Annotated in this window: 12 protein-coding genes; all 12 read right to left on the reverse strand. The window is 70.0% G+C overall.

The features are described 5' to 3' along the window. Positions 1 to 52: 52 nt before the first annotated feature. Genes OHA40_RS32970 through OHA40_RS33025 form a run of 12 tightly spaced genes read right to left on the reverse strand, consistent with a single transcriptional unit; the run spans position 53 to position 18,382 of the window. Positions 53 to 847: an SDR family NAD(P)-dependent oxidoreductase gene (locus OHA40_RS32970; protein ID WP_330230700.1), complete on the reverse strand. Its 795-nt coding sequence runs from the start codon at positions 845 to 847 to the stop codon at positions 53 to 55. Continuing rightward, positions 844 to 1,785, reverse strand: coding sequence for a diacylglycerol/lipid kinase family protein (locus tag OHA40_RS32975; RefSeq protein ID WP_330230701.1), 942 nt, complete (start codon positions 1,783 to 1,785; stop codon positions 844 to 846). Before OHA40_RS32975 ends, OHA40_RS32970 begins: the two co-directional genes overlap by 4 nt. After that, complete coding sequence (locus OHA40_RS32980) at positions 1,770 to 2,504, reverse strand: HAD family hydrolase (protein ID WP_330230702.1); 735 nt, start codon at positions 2,502 to 2,504, stop codon at positions 1,770 to 1,772. The genes OHA40_RS32975 and OHA40_RS32980 overlap by 16 nt, the downstream gene beginning before the upstream one ends. Further along, on the reverse strand, positions 2,501 to 3,907 hold the full coding sequence (locus OHA40_RS32985; protein WP_330230703.1) for a nucleotidyltransferase domain-containing protein: 1,407 nt from the start codon (positions 3,905 to 3,907) through the stop codon (positions 2,501 to 2,503). Before OHA40_RS32985 ends, OHA40_RS32980 begins: the two co-directional genes overlap by 4 nt. Before the next feature lies 1 nt (position 3,908). Next, entirely contained in the window at positions 3,909 to 5,201 is a 1,293-nt protein-coding gene (locus OHA40_RS32990) for an aminotransferase class I/II-fold pyridoxal phosphate-dependent enzyme (protein ID WP_330230704.1), read from the reverse strand. After that, the gene (locus OHA40_RS32995) at positions 5,198 to 7,945 is read right to left on the reverse strand and encodes a PEP/pyruvate-binding domain-containing protein (protein ID WP_330230705.1); all 2,748 of its coding nucleotides are present in this window, start codon (positions 7,943 to 7,945) and stop codon (positions 5,198 to 5,200) included. Before OHA40_RS32995 ends, OHA40_RS32990 begins: the two co-directional genes overlap by 4 nt. After that, positions 7,942 to 9,351 (reverse strand): cytochrome P450, encoded by a 1,410-nt coding sequence (locus OHA40_RS33000; protein ID WP_330230706.1) that lies wholly within the window; start codon positions 9,349 to 9,351, stop codon positions 7,942 to 7,944. The genes OHA40_RS32995 and OHA40_RS33000 overlap by 4 nt, the downstream gene beginning before the upstream one ends. Further along, the gene (locus tag OHA40_RS33005; RefSeq protein WP_330230707.1) at positions 9,348 to 11,090 is read right to left on the reverse strand and encodes a fatty acyl-AMP ligase; all 1,743 of its coding nucleotides are present in this window, start codon (positions 11,088 to 11,090) and stop codon (positions 9,348 to 9,350) included. The genes OHA40_RS33000 and OHA40_RS33005 overlap by 4 nt, the downstream gene beginning before the upstream one ends. Further along, complete coding sequence (locus tag OHA40_RS33010; RefSeq protein WP_330230708.1) at positions 11,087 to 11,341, reverse strand: acyl carrier protein; 255 nt, start codon at positions 11,339 to 11,341, stop codon at positions 11,087 to 11,089. Before OHA40_RS33010 ends, OHA40_RS33005 begins: the two co-directional genes overlap by 4 nt. Further along, the gene (locus OHA40_RS33015) at positions 11,338 to 12,195 is read right to left on the reverse strand and encodes a hypothetical protein (protein ID WP_330230709.1); all 858 of its coding nucleotides are present in this window, start codon (positions 12,193 to 12,195) and stop codon (positions 11,338 to 11,340) included. Before OHA40_RS33015 ends, OHA40_RS33010 begins: the two co-directional genes overlap by 4 nt. Next, the gene (locus tag OHA40_RS33020; protein WP_330230710.1) at positions 12,192 to 18,116 is read right to left on the reverse strand and encodes an aminotransferase class III-fold pyridoxal phosphate-dependent enzyme; all 5,925 of its coding nucleotides are present in this window, start codon (positions 18,114 to 18,116) and stop codon (positions 12,192 to 12,194) included. Before OHA40_RS33020 ends, OHA40_RS33015 begins: the two co-directional genes overlap by 4 nt. Beyond that, entirely contained in the window at positions 18,113 to 18,382 is a 270-nt protein-coding gene (locus OHA40_RS33025; RefSeq protein WP_330230711.1) for an acyl carrier protein, read from the reverse strand. The genes OHA40_RS33020 and OHA40_RS33025 overlap by 4 nt, the downstream gene beginning before the upstream one ends. Between the last annotated feature and the right edge of the window lie 239 nt (positions 18,383 to 18,621).

Below are 18,621 nucleotides of genomic sequence, written 5' to 3' on the forward strand. Positions count from 1 at the left end.
CGCTGCGTGTGGCGAGCGCAAGGTCGTTGCCGCGCTTGCGCGGAGCCTCGGGTCATCGGCCGAAGGGGCGATGGAATCCGTAGTATCGCCGCACCAATCGCTCGTAGGCGAAGGCCGGGACCAGCCTGCGGGTCCAGAAGGACAACCGGACGTCTCGGCCGCACAGATAGGACTGCCGTGGCCGGTCGGCGGCGAGGATCGCCGCGACCTTCTCGGCGACCGCCGCGGCGGGCTGTCCGGCGGCCAGATAGCCGCGTACCAGTTCCAGCACGGCCGCGCGGTCACGGTCGTATGCGGCGATCGGGGCAGACACGTGCTCCGCCGTGTCGATGATGGGGGTGACGGTCCACCCCGGGATGAGGACCGACACGTGCACGCCGAAATGGGCCGCCTCCATCCGAGCGGCCTCGCCGATCCGTTCGACTGCCGCCTTCGTGGCCGAATACCAACCGCCGTAAGGTTCGGCGATGGCGCCCGCGCCCGAACTCACCACGATCACTCGGCCCGTGCCTTGGTCGCGTAGCCGCGGCAGAACGGCTCGCAGCACCCGCTGGGTGCCGAGAACGTTGGTGTCGAACAGCGCCGCGGCCTCCTCGGGCGTGGTCTCCTCGACCGACCCGACCACGCCGTAGGCCGCGAAGGTGACGACCGCGTCGATCCGGCCGTGCCTGGTGTGCGCGTCCTTCACCCAGCGGCCCAGCGCCTCGGCGTCGCGCACGTCCACCTCGGCGACGCCGGGGGCTGCCACTCGGTCGCATCCTTCGACCGTGTAGCCCAGCGCCGCAAGATGTTCGCTGGTGGCCGCGCCCATGCCGTTCGCGGCTCCGGTAATGAGCACGATGGTCATGCGGCGCACACCTTCAGCACCCGGGGCAGCACTTCCAGCCGCGCCGATTCCACCATCGTGATCTCGCCATCCAGTTCCAGCGGCACCGGACGGTCCGGCCGCAGCTCCACCGCCGCGTCCCGGTAGCACGCCGCCAGCCGGGAGCGCCGGAACCGCCCCGCGTACAGCCCGGCGATCAGTCCGAGCGTGCGCAGCCTGCCCGCCGCAGACCAGATGTTCACATCGAACTGGCCGTCGCTGCGAGTGACCGCGGTGTCGTAGTGCATCCCGCCCGCGAAGTGCACGCTTTTCAGCACGCCGATGTTCGTGATCGGCGCGGTATGGATCCAGTCGCCACCGCGCACCGCGACCGGAAGCGGACGGTGCGTGGCGATGGTGGTGAGCGCCGTGGCGAGGATGGCGGCTTCGACGCTGCGCGACTTGAGCCAGCCGACCACGCCGGTGGCGTGGTTGAACGAATGATTGCCCGCGGCAACGAGTCCCATGCTGGCATTGAGCAGGAAATAACGGACCGCGTGCGTGCCATCGGACAGCAGCACGCTGGCCTTGCCCACGTCGACGAGATCGGCACGCGCCGCGTCGAGCCGCACCGGAATGCCGCCTACGCGTGCGCTCGGGGGCACCGGCTTGTGGAAGTCGTTGGAACTGCCCAGTCCCACCGCGCCGAGCGCCGACTCGGCAGCGCGCGGGCGGTCGGTGGCGGGGTCCATCAGCGCGTTCAACACCAGGTTGACCATGCCGTCGCCCCCGGCAGCGACGAGCACAGATGGTGGGTCCGGCCGGTCGACGGCCGCGCGCACCACCTCGATGGCGTGCTCCGCGCCCGTGGGCAGTTCGACGGACATGTCCGTATATCGTTCGCTCAGTAGGGATTCCAACGGCTGCCAGCGACGCAGCGCGGTTCCCGCGTTCGAGCGGGGGTTCAGGACGACGAGCACGAATTCTCCTCGATGCCGAGCCACCGGCGAAGCGCGCGGTGGTCTCCCGTGGTGACCAATCCGGTCCGGGCCACCGCTGGTGGTATGTCCGCGAACCGCGCGCCGACGAGGAACACCGGAATTCCCAGTTGCGTCGCGGGTCCGTCTTGGTGTGGGTCGTTGCCGACCATCACGCACTCCCCCGCCGTCACACCCAGACGGTCGAGCAGTTCGCGGTAGAAGTCGAGCCGCGGCTTTGCCCGGCGCATGGTCTCGCCACTGGTGACGAAGGCGAACGACGCGAGGTCGTGTCCGCCCCAGCGGATCCTGGTCTCGACGGTGCTTCGCGGCCACAGCGGATTGGTCGCGACCACCTGGCGCGCGCCCGCCGACGCCAACCGGTTCACCGCCGTCACTGCTTCCGAGAGCGGCGGGAAACACGCTCGCAGCCGGACGAATTCGACCTCCGACAGCCGGGCAAGGCGGGCCGCGGCCACGTCGCGCCCGGTGCCGACGCGTTCCGCGAGCAGTCGCAGCATCAGCTCCGTATTGGTGTGGTCGGTGTCATTGGCGCGCACGTCCCGCAGTGTGTGACGCAACATCGGCAGGAAACGGTGCGGCGGCATCAGATCGCGGAACACCCAGGCCGCCCCAGCGGGCATCAACGTCGCGAACGTGCGCTGCCGCAGCCCGATCAGGGTGCCGTCCAGGTCCCACAGTACGGTGCGTCTCGCGCTCATTCCTGGCTATCCAGTACCGCTTGCAGGTCCGCCTTGGTCAGCCCGAGCCGCGCCGCGTATTCGTCGATGCCGGGGGGCGTGGGGCGCGCACCGCCGACTCCGGTGCGCGACCGCAGCTCCCCCGCATATGCCGCGCCCAAGTCGTAGACCGTCTTGGCGAGCGCGGCGGGGAACAGCCATCGGCCGAGGTCGCGCTGGAATACGCGGGTCAGGCGGTACGGCGCGACAACTCGGGCGCCGAGGGCGGACAGCGCGCCGGGGTCGCGAAGGGAGCTCATCCGGTTCGCCTCCGCGCCCGGGACCAGCAGCAGCCCGGACCACAGCCGGCCGAACCCGTCCAGCTTCTCCCGCGCGTCGGCGGTCATGTTGAACTCGGTGTAGGCCTTCTCGATTCGGGAGGTGTGCGTGGAACGGCTGCGGAGCAGTGCGTGCACGTCGGCGATCTTGCGCGCGGTGTCGCCGCGGGTGAACCGGTCCACGCGCGGCGCGATCCGGTCCAGCAGCACGGCGAACCGGGAGTTCGGCACCAGCTGGTGGGCGAGCGAAAGGGCGTGGTACATCAGCCTTTCGCTGCCCGCTGCCGCGATCTCGGCGGCGAGCAGGTCGTAGTCGAGATCAGCGCCCGCATACCGGGCCAGGTTCCACACGTCCGCGAGTTCGCGGACGCCGGTCTTGTAGTAGGGCAGGTGGATACCCAGATGGTGCAAGTTGTCCTCGTGCGCCATCGCCCACGCGGGGACACCGTGGAAGTCGATGCGCCGCACACGTTTCCAGATCGCGACGTAGTCGACCGTGTACGGCGCGAGCGGCGTGATCAGCCCCCAGTGTGTGCCCACCACGAGCGCGCCGTCGCGGGAGACGAACGAGGGCAGGTGGTGCGAGCGCTCGGTTCGCACCTTGGGCGCTTTGCCCAGCAGCTCGGAGGTCGCGAACAGCCCCAGCTCGCGATAGATCTCGATGACGACGTCGACCTGCTCCGGTTCCACCAGGATGTCCAGATCGTTCATCCGCTTGTAGCGCGGGTCGTGGTAGATCTCGGTCGCGAAGAGCATGCCCTTGAGCACCACGCAGCGCACACCGCGTTCGTCGAACCGGCGCAACAGCTGGACAGCACCGGCCAGCCTGCGGTCGTTCGCGGCCCCGATCCGCTCCGCGACGGCGTCGAACCGTACCCGCACCAGCGGGGGGACGAGCGAATACACCCCGGCGGCGAGCAGCGAGCGCCGCACCAGCGGCGCGGTCGCGTTGAGCTGCGCCAGCTCGAAGAACCCCGCCCACTCCGTGACCCGGTGGGCCAGCTCGACCAGCTCGGCGCGTTCTGATTCGCTGGGCGCGGCCAGCGCGGCGTGCACCAGCAGACGTTCGATGTCCGTCCCGCCTGCGGCGATCATGGTGTCGGTCATATCAGGCGATCCCTTCTTGTTCGGGATGGAAGCCGAAACGGCGGGCGACGGCGTCGATCCGGTTCAGCGCGCGGTCGAGGTGGTCCCTGCTGAGGGTGGCCATCATGCTGATTCGCAGGCGCTGCTGGTCGCGGGGCACCGCCGGGAATTCGACGCCATTGACGAACACCCCCTCCCGGTGCAGTGCGGTGACCACGTCCGCGACGGCGCTGCGATGCGGCACGAGGATCGGGATGATCGCGGTCTGCGGATCCACTACGAAACCCATGGAGCGCAACCCGCGCACGAAGTACGCCACGTTGTCGTGCAGTTGCCGCACCCGTTCCGGATGCTCGGCCAGGAAGTCGATCCCGGCGAGCACCGCCGCGACGACCGGCGGCGCCAGCGCGGCGGAGAACATGTAGGAGCGGGCGAAGAAGCGCAGCGTGTCCACCAGGTCCCGGGAGCCGGTCACGAAACCGCCGGTGCCGGCGAAGACCTTCGAGAAGGTGCCCATGGACAGGTCCACAGCGCCCGGTCCGAGCCCGAAGTGCTCGGCGGTGCCGTGCCCGCGGGCGCCGAGTACTCCGGTGCCATGGGCGTCGTCCACCGCCAGCCATGCGCCGAACGCGTCGCACAACGCGCGGATCTCCGGCAGCGGGGCGATATCGCCGTCCATCGAATACACGCCTTCGACGGCCACCACGATGTTCGCACCCGGGTTGCGCCACCGGATCTGCATCAGCCGGTGGCGCAGGTGACGCAGGTCGTTGTGCGCGAAGGCCATCGAGCGCACCCGGCCGAGCTGGATGCCGTCGTAGAGGCTCGCGTGGTTCTGCTCGTCGTAGAGCAGCACGTCGCCCTTGCGCAGCAGACCGGTCACCCAGCCGACGTTGGCGGCGTAGCCGGAGGAGAAGATCATGGCCGCCTCGGAGCCCTTCAGCTCGGCCAGCCGTTCCTCGAGCTGCCGGTGCAGGGTGGTGGTGCCGTTGAGCAGCGGCGGGCCGCCATGCCCGACACCGTATTCCCGGATCGCCGCGATGGCGGCCTCGGCGATCCGCGGTTCGTTGCCCAGACCGAGGTAGTTGTTGGACCCGAGCATGATCAGCTCGTCGGTCGCGCCGGTCGCCGGATCGCGCACCGGCACGATCGCGCCGGAAGGACCGGCCACCTCGCGCAGCACGAACCCGCTGCCGCGGGCGTGCTCCGCGTAGGGCCGGAACTCCGCGAAACGCTGTTCGAACGTATGCGCCGCGGGGTCGAGATAGTGTTCGAGGCTGAAGTTCTCGCCATGGGCGAGATCGGGCGCGGTCATGATCGCTGCTCCTGTCCGAGCGTCACGGTTCCGGCCCGGCCGTCCAGCACCAGGACGTCGCCGTTGCCGACCAGATGGGTGATCCCCGGGACGCCGACGACCGTGGGGATGCCGAGTTCGCGTCCGATGATGGCCGTGTGCGAGAGCAGACTGCCCCGCTCGCTCACCAGGCCGCCCGCCGCGACCATGAGGAACACCCACCCCGGGTCAGTGGTCGAGGCCACCAGCACTTGCCCGTCGATCGCCACGTCCGGGTCGGGGGTGCGCAACACCAGCGCGGGCGCTTCGACACGTCCTGGGGCACAACCGATTCCGTGCAGCACCCGGGCGCCGGCCACGGCACCTTCGCCGGGTTCCTCCAGGCCGGGATCGGCGATGCCTGCCGCCGCGATCCCGGTGGTGGTGATGCGGGATGGCAGTCGTTGCGTACGCCAGCGATCGTGGTCGGCCTTGCGCAGGGCAACGGTGCGGGCAGCGTCGGTGTCCACAGCGGTGCCGCGGGTGAGGGCGGCGATCTCCTCGTAGGTGAGCCAGAAGACATCACGCGGATCGTCCAGCAGACCTGCCATATGCAGTTGTCTGCCGTACTCGCGGAACACCCGCTTCACCAAACCGAAGGAGCGGCTGCGACCGAGTCGCATGTTCTCCCGCTGCTTCACGTGTTCGCGCGCCAGCCGGAGTGCAAGTCGGAAGGCGATGCGCTGCACGGGGTTACGTGCGAACAGTCGTGCCGCTGTTCCCTCCGCCGCGCGGCGGATGGCCTGCTCCCGCGCGACCATGTCATCGGCGTTCTGCCCGCCGCGCAGGTAATTACGCAGCATCGGCACCAAACGCTCGGGATGCTCGCCCAGCGGATCGGTCTCCAACTTGAGTTCGTCCACGGTGCGGTCGCCGAACTCCGCGATGTGGCGCAGGCAGGCGGCGCGGAAGTCGGCGAACCTGTCGTCCGACAACGCCGCCCACACCTCACGCGCGGTGGCGGGACCGTCGAACAGCGCGCGCAGCGCGGGATCGGTGCGCACCCGGGCAGTGAGTGCGAGCGCCGACCGCACCGGGTCGACGCTGTCGACACCGTCCTCACCGCAGAACAATTCGTTGCGCAAGGTGAGCGCCGCGTCCTCGGCCAGGCCCGCCCGACCCAGCTGCAGCCCGACCACATGGAACATCTGCTGGGCGAGGAAGTCGTTGAAGATCTGCACCGAATACGCGGGCACGAGCTCGGCGAAGAAGCGTTCGGTCCAGGCCAGCAACGCCTCTGCATCGCGTTCGCGCTCCGGCGTTTCCGCGTTCAGGCGCCGTTCGAGGTCGGCGGTGGCCGCCGCCAGTTCGGTGAAGAACGCACGCAGCCGCCGCGGCAGTCGCAGCCAGCCGCGCAGGATGATCGCGACGACCCGTAGCCGCGAGGCGATCGCGCGCACCTGGGCGATGCCACGGGCAGGCGCGTCCGGCCGACGGTACCGGTTCTCGATGTTGAGCGCGGCCTCCCATCCTTCGATGGCGAAGTCCATGCCGGGGATCTCGAGGAAGAGCCGGTACCAGTTGCTGATGTTGTAGTAGATGCGGCCGCGCGCGGTCCCGACCAGATAGGGGTACAGGTCTGCGGCGTTGCGCTCCACGATCCGCGCGGTGGCGCCGAAATCCCGGTGGCACGCGCGGAAGACCTGCTCGTAGGCCGCTCGAAGGATGGAGAAGGTGAGCGGGCTCGACAATCCCGGATACGATTCGGCGACGTTGACGTTGTCGAAGACGGTCTCCCGCGCACCGGTCACGGTGACCGGCCTGGCCTGCAACAAGTGCAGCCGCCCGTCGGGCGTGTAGGCGAATTCGATGTCCTGCGGTGTGCCGAAGCGGTCGGCGAGTTCGCCTGCTGTGTCGGCCAGTTCGAGGATCTGCGGGTCGGACAAACTGGCAGCGGTCACCGGGGTGCCGAGATCTTCGACGGTGGTGCCCGCACCGCCACGCGACGGTGTCACGCGACTGTGCTTGTCGACGACGACGCGCGAAGTGATGACGCGGGTGCCGCGATCGACGAAGTAGGTGTCGCAGTCCACCGTTCCCGCCACCACACCCTCGCCGAGCCCGAGTGCCGCCGCGACGACCGCTTCGGACGGATCGCCGGTCTGCGGATTGCAGCTGAACACCACCCCGGACACGGCGCTGTCCAGCAGCACCTGTACCACGACGGCGCAGGCGATCGGCGCGCTGTCGAGACCACGGCGCGCCCGGTAGAACAGCGCACGTTCCGACCAGGCGGAGGCGAGGACAGTGCCGATCGCGACCGGCAGGTCCGTTGCGGAGACGTTGAGCACCGTATCGAGCTGTCCGGCGAAGGAGTCGGTGGCCGAATCCTCGCCGCGCACCGAGGAGCGCACCGCGAAGCGGACGTCCCGCGCCGTGGACGACGCGGCCGTGGACAGTTCGGCGATCATGGCGTCCAGTTCGGCCGCGACGTCCCCGGGCAGGGGCAGCCCCTCGACGAGCGCGCGGATCCGGGTCGACACGGTCCGCAGCGCGGTCGGGTCGTCCGGGTCGAGCCCGGCCAGCAGCTCGGCGACGGCGTCCGCCGCCGGGGCGAGTACCCGCGCGCACGCGTCGGTGCTCAGCGCCGCGAACGGCGGTACCCGATGTCCGGCGGCGTGGAGCCTCGCGAGATTGGCTGCCTTGGCGCCCCCGTGCGCCTCGGCCGCCGGGTCTTTCGCGAGGGTTTCGGCGCGCAGTATCGCGCCGGTGGTGGTACTGGTCATCGCGCGGCCTCCTCTCTTGTCCGTGTCGCCGTGGCGGCGCGCTCGCGCCGGGTCAGGCGGACCAGGACCGGGTCTGGGGTGTTCGAGATCTCGGGGCGCTCGCGCACCCGCATCCCGTTCACCAGTTCGATGTCGTAGCGGGACAGCAGCATCGCGAGACCCACGCGGATCTCGATCAGCGCCATCTGCTGACCTACGCAGAGATGCGCGCCCCAGCCGAAGGGGAAGTACCGGAACGGCGGGCGCGCCCGGTTCCGCTCTTTCGTGAACCGGTCGGGGTCGAAAGTCAGCGGCGAGTCCCAGAACCGGGGCAGCCGATGATTGACGAAGGGACTGATCACCACGATCGCGCCGGGAGCCAGATCGAACCGGTCGAAGCGGTCCGGCTCGAGCGCCGTGCGGCTGAACGCCCACGCCGGCGGGTGCAGGCGCATTGCCTCGTCGATGGCGCGGCCGGTGTGCTCCAATCCGGGCAGCGCGGCGCGCACGGCGTCCGGATCGTCCAGACCGTTCGGTAGCGCGTCGATCTCGGCGCGTACCCGGTTCAGCGCCGCCGGGTTGCGGCACAGCTCGTAGACCGTCCAGGCCAGCGCTCCTCCGGTGGTCTCGTGCCCCGCCAGCAGGAAGGTCAGCACCTCATGCCGCAGTTGCGCGTCGTCCATCGCGTGCCCGGCGTCGTCGCGCGCGGCGAGCAATCGAGCCAGCAGCGAGTGGGCATCGGAGTCGCTGTGCCGATGACGCCGGATCACCTCGTCCACCACATGGTGCAAACGCCGCCGCACGCCGTGCAGCCGCCGATTGGCCGGCGTCGGCACCTCGGGCGGGACTTGGATCGGCGCGGCCATGTGCCGCATCACCCAGGAAACCCCGTCGCGCACATCGTCTTCGATCTGCGGGAGCACGCCGTCGATGTCCGCGCCGAGCACCGCGCGGCACACCACGTCGGCGGCGAATCCCATCACCTCGGGCACCAGGTCGAACGCCGCGCCCTCCGTGGCGCGTGCGTCCAGGCGGGTAGCCATCCGTTGTCCGCACTCGACCATGAGCGGGATCTCGGTCTCCACGTGGCGGCGCGCGAAGGCCGGTTTGATCAAGGCGCGCTGTCGTTTCCACAGTTCGCCGCCGCTGGTCAGCAGGCCGGGGCCGAGCAGATGATTCAGGCTCCGGTAGCTGATTCCCTTCTCGTATCGTGCCGCATGGGTGACCAGCACCTGTTCGATGTGTTCCGGCTCGACCAGCAGGTGCATGTGCTGGTGCGCCAGCCGCAGCCGCACGCTGCCGTAGGCGAGCGCGGACTCGTAGAACAGGGTGAGCGGGTCGGCCCGATAATCGGGGTAGGCACCGAGCGGATGCCGTTGTACCGGACCGTCGAGAACGCGATCGCCGTTTCGGGTCACCAGGGTCATCGCGTCACATCTCCCCCGTGCCCGGCGCCGACCAGTGCTTCCGGATCGTCCTCGAGCAGGCGCCGCGCCGCGGCGCGTTGCACCTTGCCGCTGGTGGTTTTGGGAATGCTGCGCGGAGCGACAATTCGGACGCCCGCGGCCAGCACGCCGGTGCGTTTGCTCACCGCGGCGCGAACGGCCCGGGCCAGCGCGTCGTAATCCACTGGCTCCAGGGCTGATTCGATGATCAGATACAGCTCCTCCGACATGCCTTCGGCGTCGGTTCGTCCCACCGCCACCACGCCGCCGGGCCGCACGCCCGGCACCTGCTCGGCGGCGATCTCGAAGTCGGTGGGCAGATAGTTCGCCCCCCGGATGATGATCAGATCCTTGCGCCGCCCGGTGATCCGCAGTCGTCCGTCCCGCAGATAGCCCATATCGCCGGTGTCCCACCAGCCGTCCACGCGCGTCGCGGCGCCGGCCTGGGGCAACCGGAAGTAGCCGGGTGTGGTGGACGGTCCGCGGAACTGCACACGACCTACCAGATCAGGGCCGCGCGGCGCATCGTCCTCGTCCACGATGCGGACCTCCGTGCCTGCCACGGGCGCACCGCAGTCGACGATCTCGAGCGCGTCGCCGTCCCCAGTCGGAACGTCCACGACCACACCGTCTTCGGCGAGTGCCCGGCGCGAGACCGAGTCGTACGCTATCGGCGCCCGCGGCCGGGACACCGTCACCGCGAGCGAGGCCTCGGCCAACCCGTAACAAGGCACGAGCGCGTCGGCCGGAAGTCCCCAGGCACCGAACCGGTCGACGAACCGTCGTACCGTCGCCGGGTGGATCGGTTCAGCGCCGCAGAACAGAAACCGCCACTCGGACAAGTCCACTCCGTCGAGTTCGCTGTCGGCGATCCGCGCCGCGGCATAGCCGTAGGCGAAGTTCGGTGCGGCGGTGATGGTTCCGCGATGGCGGTGGACCGCGCGCAGCCAGTCGCCCGGGTGGCGCAGGAAACGGCTCGGTGGGATCAGCACCGCCTCGGCGCCGCGGAACAGCGGCGTCAGGAACCCGCCGATCAGGCCCATGTCGTGGTGTAGCGGCAGCCAGCTCACCCAGGTGTCGCCGGGGCCCATCGCCGCGGCGCGCGCGATCTGCTCGCAATTGGCGGCCAGATTCGCGTGCGTGACCTGGACTCCCTTCGGCGCGCCGGTAGAGCCGGAGGTGGCCTGGATGAACGCGAGATCGTCCGGCGCGGGCAGGCGGGGCTCCAGCGCCGGCGCGTCCGGCGCGCCGGCCAGCGCGTGCAGTGCCGAGGCGTCGATCGCCGCCACCGGCGCGGGCAGGGGCAGACCGGACAGCACCGATCCGGTCGCCACCACGGCCGCCGGTTCCAGATAGCCCAGCAGCCGGGTGAAGCGGTCCTGGAAGATCTCCGCTGCGCCGAACCCGCCCGGGGTGGCGATCGCGGTGGGCACCGCGCCGAGCAGCAGTGCGCCGAAGAACGCCGTGACGAACTCCGCCGACGTGGGCAGGCACAGCAGCACCCGGTCGCCCTGGCGCACCCCGGCGTCGGCCAGACCGGCCGCCGCCCGGCGCGCCACGCCAACGAGATCGTCGTGCCGCCAGCGGATCTCGTCGTCGCCGTGCGCCGCGGCACGCTCGGCCATGATGATCGTGGACGCCGCGCCACGCTCACCGCTCGCGAGCAGCGCGTGCACGATGCTCGCGTGTGCGGGGCGTAGTGCCTCGGATAGTGTGGTCATGCCTGGTCCTCGACGTATCGCACGATCGTGGCGACCGTGGTCAGCCGGACGGCGACGTCCTCCGGAATGGTCACGGCGAAGGCCTGTTCCAGCTGAATGGTCAGTTCGATGGCGGTCGGCGAGTCGAGTCCGTAGTCGATCAACGGCGCCGCCGGGTCCAAGTCGGCGGCAGCCACCCACAGCACTTCCCCGACGATCGCGCGTACCCGCGCCTCCAGATCGGCCGCGCCGATGTCTCCGCGCGTGCTCATCCCAGCAACTTCCCTTCCGTCACACAGGCGCGCACCGATTCCTCGAGGTCGACGCCGTCGCCGGTATCGATGCGGTGGAACCCCACCTCGGGGAAAGCAGTCGCGAGGGTTTCGCGCACCCGCTCATAGCCGGTGCGCAGAGCGGCCAGCCGCTCCGCCGTCTCATGAGCCTCGACGGGCCCGTGCGAAGACCGCTGCAGACAGCGGGCCGCGGCCTGCTCGGGCGGCGCGTCAAGCCACAGCACCGCGTCGGGCAGCGTGGTGCGGAACCGTTCGGCGAAGCCGGACACCGCGCCGGAGATGTCGCGCCCCACCAGTTCCGCGATCTCCGACAGCAGCAGCCACGGGTCCGGCGAACTGCCCAGCCGCGCCGCCTGGGCGTGCTGCCAAGCCAGGATGTCGGCGAAGGTCCCGGGCCGATGCCGTTCCAGCACCGCGGCGATCTCGTCTTCCCGCTCGCGGCAGCGTCCGTCGGTACCCGCCAGCGCGACGTACAGCGGGCCGTAGACCAGCAGTTCGATCAACGGATGCCGCTCGCAGACCAGCACATCCGGTGACCAGGTGCGCAGAAAGTGCTGTTCCACCGGGCCGAACAGGGTCATCTGCAGATACATCGCGGTGGCCTTCATCGCCACGTCACCGATCTCGTCGCAGCCGACGCTGAACGCCCGGAGCTGCCGGGACAGATCGGCGAGCGGAACGTTCCCGGTGTCGTGGAAGTCGGGGCAGGTCATCGAGGCGAACGTGCCGACGCCCGCGGGCTCGGCCAGCGCGCGCAGCCCTGCCAGCACCGAAGACTTGCCCGCGCCGTCGATGCCGACCAGGGCCACCCGGCGGGTATGGGGGGCGCTCATCGGTCGTCCTCGCGCAACTGGGTGAGCACGGCGCGGGTGACCTCGGCGGGCGCCGCGGCGCCGTCGAGGCGGATCCAGCCGTACTCCTCCGACAACGCGTCGAGCGCCTCGTGACTGCGCTGCTGGAAGGCCAGGAACGACTCCTCGTCGCCGTAGCCGCTCTCGTAGTCACTGCGCAATCGCTTGCGGGCCAGCGCCTCCTGCGGACGCACGGCCAGATAGAAGGTGCGGTCGGGTTCCGGGAATCCAGCCGCCAGGCTGCGCAGCACGGCCGGATCTCCGCCGTGCGCGACTTCGGTGGCGTAGTACTTGTACCAATAGGCGTTCGCGAGCACGATGTCCGCGCCGCGTTCGGCGGCCAGGTCGAGCGACAGCTGCATGGCGTGGAACAGGAAGTGCGCGCGACTGAGCGGGCTGAGCAACTGGAGGTAGCCGTAGATCTCGGCGGGATTGCGCCAGGGGAGCTTCGAGGAGACCTTCGGATCGAGGAATGCGTCCCAGATCGTCACCGCGGCGACGCTGTGCCCCTGTGCCTCGAACTCGGCGGCGATCCTGGCCACCTGGGTCGTCTTGCCCGAACCGTCGCCACCCGCGAGGCAGATGAGACGTTTGCGTGCGGTCAGTGTCGTGTCCTTTCCGGAGCCGCGACCGGTGCGCGGCGATATGACAAGATCCGTTGTGCTCGTTGCTATTTCCTGAATCGGCTGGACCGGCGGCGGGTCCGCGTCCGGCACGGCGCACGTGGCGGCGTCCGGTCGCGGTGCGTCGGAGGCCGACTCGATCAGCACGGGTTCGTCCGCCGTGCCGCCAGAGTCGAGGACCTGCACCAGACCCGCACCGCCGTCGACCCGGATGCGCTGACCCGACCGCACCGCCGTGGTCGCTCCCGCCACGTTCAGCACGGCCGGAATGCCGTACTCGCGTCCGATCACGGCCGCGTGCGACAGCATGCCGCCCACCTCGGTGACCACACCCGCCACCAAGCCCAGCGCGGGTGTCCAGCCCGGATCGGTGAACCGCGTGACGAGGATGTCGCCTTCGCGCAGCTGGTCGATGTGGGCGAGCGAGGTGATCACCCGGGCGGTGCCCTCGGCCACGCCCGGACTGCACCCGAGGCCGGACAGGTCGCCATCGCCCACCGCGCGCACCGCCGCGACGGTCACCCCGCCGCCGAGTTCGTGCGGTGGCGTCAGATCGCGATAGCCCGTGTACATCGCGCGGCGGTAGGCGATCACCGGCGCGAGGTCGGCGGCGGCCACTCGCCCCGCGACGAGATCGGTGAGCTCGTGGATCGTCAGCTGGAACGCGTCATGGGCGTGTTCCAGCACGCCTGCGGTGGCCAGCCGGGTACCGGCTTCCACCACGTAGGCGCGGACCACGGCGTAGCACTGCGAGGAGAATTCGCGCATCCGCTCGCGGGCGACGAGATAGCGCCGCATCCGCTCGATCTGCTTGTCCAGCGCCCTGGCGTACCGCACCCGAGTGGTCGGCCGGGCACGGACCCGGGCGCGCACCGCCGCCAATTCGGTCTCATACCGATTGCGTTGCTCCACCAGGGTGCTCGCGGGATCGGCGGGCACGGTGCCGTTGTCGAGCATCACCGCGATCATCGAACGCACTCGCTGCGGTTCCTCCGACCAGCGCGCGCAGGTCAGGTCGAGTTCGGCGTCGGCGTGGAAACCTTGTTCGTCCAGGAAAGCCGCGAGCGCCTCGTCCCAGGCCGGGCCGTCCAGACCGGATTCGGCGGCCACGCGGTGCAATTCGACGATGCCGCGCTGCAGCGCCATGTGGCTGATCTCGGCGAGACCGCCCATGAGGGCGATCGCCGAGGTGGTCGCGCCGGTAGCGGCGTCCACTTTGTCCAGCAGCTGTTTGAAATCGGTCTGCACGCTGGAGTTGTGGTAGATGGTGGTGAAATAGGTGCGCTCGGTGGCCGCATGCACGGTGAGCAGGCAATCGGCCAGGTCGGCGGCGAAGGTCGCCTCGTCGGTGTGCGGCAGCGCGCGCACTCGTTCGCGCCAGGCTTCGTGCTTGGCGGGCCAGCTCGCGGCGAACGCGTCGACGGCGTCGAGCTGTGCACGGTAGCTGCGCTGCACGGCCAACGCGACGGGCAGTGCGCGGGCAATCGTCAACGGCGTGTTCGGGGTACGAATCGGCCCCTGCGGGCCGTATTCGTTGAGGACGCCCAGGTCGTCGTCGAAATGCTGCTCGTCGAAGCCGGGAATGCGCTGGAAGCACTTCTTCACCGCGCTGACGTTCCAGTAGGCACGGCCGTAGTACATGGCCATCCAGTCCGGCTCCTCCCCCGGCTCGGCCAACCCGAGCCCTTCGAAGAACCGCTGCATCGAGTACTGGAAGGCGTTGTCGTACAACGAGAACATCATCGGCGTGCACACCCGTGCAGAGACGCCGCCGTCGCGCAGGTCCGCATCGGAGAACTGGTCGATGTCGGTGCGCCAGCTGATCGCGGTGACCGCCCGTGACTGCAACAGCCACAGCGCGCCGTCGCCGTCGATCGCCCATTCGATGTCCTGTGGCCGATGCCGGCGCGCCTGCACGGTGAGCAGCAGCGCAGCCAGCGCCGCGGTGTCGGCGGCGTCCAGGTGGACGTCCTCCGCCCCCGCGTCGCGCGCCACCACACCCCCGTCGGACAGCCGCAGGGTGTAGCGAGTCGGGTCGACCTGTCCGGAGACCAAGCGCTCGCCGACGCCGTGGCAGGTCTCCACCACCGCGTGCTCCTCGACGCCGGATAGCACGTCGATACTGAAACCCACACCGGCGCAACGGGCTTCGACCATGCGCTGCACCAGGACGGCGACCGTCGCGTTCGCCTCGGCCAGACCGTGCCGGGACAGATAGGCCCGCACCCGCTCGTTACGCACCGACGCGCGGCACTTCTCGATCTGCGTCCGGAGCGCGGCCGCGTCGGTGATGTCGAGGTAGGACTCGTACTGCCCGGCGAAACTGGCGTCATCGAGGTCCTCGAGCACACCGCTGGAGCGCGCCGCCACCGGGAAGCCGCCGATCGCCCGCACCCAGCCGGTCAGTTCGTCGTCGCACACGGCGTCCAGGTCCAGGTCGGCGGGCACGACGAAGCCGGGTGGGACGGCGAATCCGTCGGAAAGCAGCTCATGCAGGGTGGCAGCTTTGCCGCCCGCCCGAGACGGGGTGAAGTCGGCCGCGCCGAGGAACATCGGCGTAGGACCGGGCGCGGTGGCGGGGGTGATCACAGTGGTGGCTCCTGTCGGCAGCAGAACCGGGCGAATGTCGTGCCGGGCGGCGAGTTCACGCGCGTCGCGTACGCCCGCCGCGGTGAGCGCGCCGTAGGACGGGCTCGCGGTGCGCGGTTCGAAACCGAGCAGCAGCGTCTCGGCCATGCACGCGTACACGATTCCGGCGGGCAACCCGGTTTCGGGAAGAGCAGGCGTCTGGCCGAGCGGCAGCGCCATGCGGCCGCCGTCGACCAAGGTGAGGTGCGGATGCTCGGCTACCGCCGGGTCCACATCGCCCGGCACGGCCAGATCGCAGATCAGCACTGGGTAATCGGTGGCGAGATGCTCGGCCGTAACCAGCGGCGCGGCCGAGTTGGTGGCGGTCACCACGACCCGGCAATCGCGCAGCGCGGCGAGATCCTCGCTCACGACGACCTCGCCCGGCAGCCCGGCGGCCACCCGGCGCAGCCGCGTTCCGGCGCCCGCCCTGCCCACCAGTACCAGCGAATCAGCCAGCGGCGCGACGAGTTCGGCCATGACGGCGCCGATGTTGCCGAGTGCCCCGAGCACGCCGACCCGCCGCTGCCCCGGCGGGAGTGCGGCCAGTTCGGCGCGCAGCACCGCATGGGCGCAGGCCGCCGTGAGTGAGTTGCCGGAAGTGACGGTAACGGCGTCCTCCGTCACCTCGCGCGCGGCGTCGGTGACGATCGACGTGTAGCCGCCCAGACCGATCACCCTGGCACCGGCCGCTACCGCCTGTTCGACCGCGAGCCACACCAGATCGCGCACGTAGGTGCGCTCGCCGGCGCGCTGGTGCGCGACGATCTGCTCGGCCGTGAGCGGAACCGCGATCAGCAACATCTCCACCTCGGCGCCGGTCGGCGAAGTGACCGTCTGCCTGGTGAGTTCGAAGGGGTCGGCCACCGCGCGCAGACGTTCGAACAGCGCGGCGAACTCCGCATCGGTCCATTCCGCCAACTCGGGGGCGAGCCGCCGCAGATCCGTGGTCTCCGGCAGGTTTGCCAGGAATGCCACCCTGATCCGTTCGTGTCTGTCCCGCGCCGGTGGGGTGTCGTCGCGCCGCGGGAGCGGAGCGCGGTCCAGCGCCGAGATTTCGGTGCTGACCGGCGTGGCCAAGTGCGCCAGCAGCCGGGCGTACTGGCCGCGGTGCAGCAGCGCGGCGACGTCGTCCAGCGCTGCGGCCAGCCGGGCGAGGTCGCTGTCGGTGACGAAGGCCGAGGGCTGAACGCGCAGCGTAGTCGGCGCCGACAGCGTCGGCAGCATCCGGATCGCGTGCCGGTGCAACAGGTATCCGGCCACCACGTAGCCGAAGAGGTCGGGTGCGCAGATCTCGCGCAGCAGCGCCGATTCCGGCTCCGGCACCCGCAACTGCACTCCTTGGAGGAGACCGCGCCCGCGCACGGCCACGATCTCCTTCGGCCAGCGGCCCGCCACCGCGTCCAGTCGCGACCGTAGCCGCGCCCCCGCGTCGCTGATCCGGATCTGGTTGTCGCGCAACAGGTCCAGTGCCGCGTCCGCGACCGTCGCGGACAGCTCGTCGTCGGCGAAGGTGGAGGTGTGGTAGCGCCCGAAGTCGGCGACGGAGTGCCGCCGGTCCACCAGCAGCGCGGCGATCTTGACCAGTCCCCCGCCGAGCGATTTCGACATCAGGTAATAGTCCGCGCGCACTCCCGACGGCGCCGACGCCAAGAACGTTCCGGTGCGTCCCATGCCGCACTGGATCTCGTCGAAGACCAGTGCCGCCGTGTGCCGGTCGGCGAGTTCGCGCAGTGCCCGCAGGGTGTCTGCGGGGACCTCACGCACGCCGCCTTCTCCCTGCACGGGCTCGGCGAACACCGCCGCGACGGGCGACAGTCGCCGCCAGGTGCGAACGGGGGCTCCCGCGGCGTCGAAGCCGATGACGCCTATCGTGCACAGCTCATCCGCGAACGCGCTGACGACCTCGTCCGGCGTCCAGGTGTCGAGCCTGCGCCGCTCCGGGCCGGGCACTACCAGGTCGGGTGGGGTGTCGGCCTGTTCGGTGAGCGCGAAGGCCCCGACGCTCTTGCCGTGGAACGCGCCCGCCAGCGAGACGAACACCGGCCCGCGTTCACGTAACCGCGCGATGTGATCCAGCGTCTCGGTGAGCACCGCTGCGGCCGTCCGCGGCTCGGCGTCGTCGACAGGCGCGGACGGGCGGACGTCGTGCAGGCCGTCGCGGCGCAGCCGACGCAGCGTGCGCCGTATCTCGGCGTCCAATGCGGACAGGGCTCGCGCATGGGCGACCGTGGCATGCCTGATCGCCGCTTCGACCGCATCGGCCCCGGTGGAGCCGAAGGTGACGACGTATTCCCGGCCGGTGCTCGCGCCGACCGACTCCGACAGCCGCCGCGCCAGCCTCGCGGCGCCCGGCCGGACGCTGCCCTGCGCCACGAAGGGCACCTGCTGATTCAGCATCGCCGTTGCCGCTCGTACCAGCGCTGGATGGTTGTGCCCGAACAGCGCGGCGCCGAACCCGCCGACCAGATCCAGGACCCGGGTGCCGTCGGCTCGGACGAGATGGTCGCCTTCCGCGGCGGTGTACACCACGTCCAGGTGACAGGCGCGCAGCAACTGGGCCAAGCCAGGCCGGTTGTACTCGGCGAAGTCGGTAAAGGGACCGGATGCGGCGGGCGACGCTTGTTCCGGCAGCCTGGAATGCACGGTCACGCTCGCGCTCCGGCCCCTGCGCGCCGCTTGTGTGTCGCCTTTGCCGACACACAAGCGATCACTTCCCGTGTGGTATGTAGCGTCGCGGCCTCCTCGTCAGAGATCGTGATGCCGAACTCCCGCTCCAGCTCGATCACCAACTCCACCGACCGCACCGAGTCCAAGCCATAATCCAGCAATGGGGTGTCCACATCTATTTCTGCCACGTGCAGACCGCGCGAGAACAACGCGCGCACCCGTTCGTCAATGGCATCGGATACATTCATCGAGCGCCTCCTTCCGCCGCGCAGCAGGCTTTTCCCGACCGGGGGTACATATGTGCCACTGGACGCCCCTCCGACTGCGACGAACCGTATCTCCACAGTTCAGCGCAGGATTCGACACCCGCGGAGTCTGCGATCACATGCCCTCCGATTTCCGCGAACGGGACTGCCGTATCCCGCGGTCCCGCACATACCGCGCAAGGGTGCCGACGCACCGCAACGCGTTCTCACATCTGTACACC

The sequence above is a fragment of the Nocardia sp. NBC_00508 genome (assembly GCF_036346875.1).
Taxonomy (GTDB): Bacteria; Actinomycetota; Actinomycetes; order Mycobacteriales; family Mycobacteriaceae; genus Nocardia.

Excerpts from the sequence above, each read along its gene's own strand:
- OHA40_RS32970 (WP_330230700.1), bottom strand. The coding sequence starts at position 847 with ATGACCATCGTGCTCATTACCGGAGCCGCGAACGGCATGGGCGCGGCC.
- OHA40_RS32980 (WP_330230702.1), bottom strand. The coding sequence starts at position 2,504 with ATGAGCGCGAGACGCACCGTACTGTGGGACCTGGACGGCACCCTGATC.
- OHA40_RS32985 (WP_330230703.1), bottom strand. The coding sequence starts at position 3,907 with ATGACCGACACCATGATCGCCGCAGGCGGGACGGACATCGAACGTCTG.
- OHA40_RS32990 (WP_330230704.1), bottom strand. The coding sequence starts at position 5,201 with ATGACCGCGCCCGATCTCGCCCATGGCGAGAACTTCAGCCTCGAACAC.
- OHA40_RS32995 (WP_330230705.1), bottom strand. The coding sequence starts at position 7,945 with ATGACCAGTACCACCACCGGCGCGATACTGCGCGCCGAAACCCTCGCG.
- OHA40_RS33000 (WP_330230706.1), bottom strand. The coding sequence starts at position 9,351 with ATGACCCTGGTGACCCGAAACGGCGATCGCGTTCTCGACGGTCCGGTA.
- OHA40_RS33005 (WP_330230707.1), bottom strand. The coding sequence starts at position 11,090 with ATGACCACACTATCCGAGGCACTACGCCCCGCACACGCGAGCATCGTG.
- OHA40_RS33010 (WP_330230708.1), bottom strand. The coding sequence starts at position 11,341 with ATGAGCACGCGCGGAGACATCGGCGCGGCCGATCTGGAGGCGCGGGTA.
- OHA40_RS33015 (WP_330230709.1), bottom strand. The coding sequence starts at position 12,195 with ATGAGCGCCCCCCATACCCGCCGGGTGGCCCTGGTCGGCATCGACGGC.
- OHA40_RS33025 (WP_330230711.1), bottom strand. The coding sequence starts at position 18,382 with ATGAATGTATCCGATGCCATTGACGAACGGGTGCGCGCGTTGTTCTCG.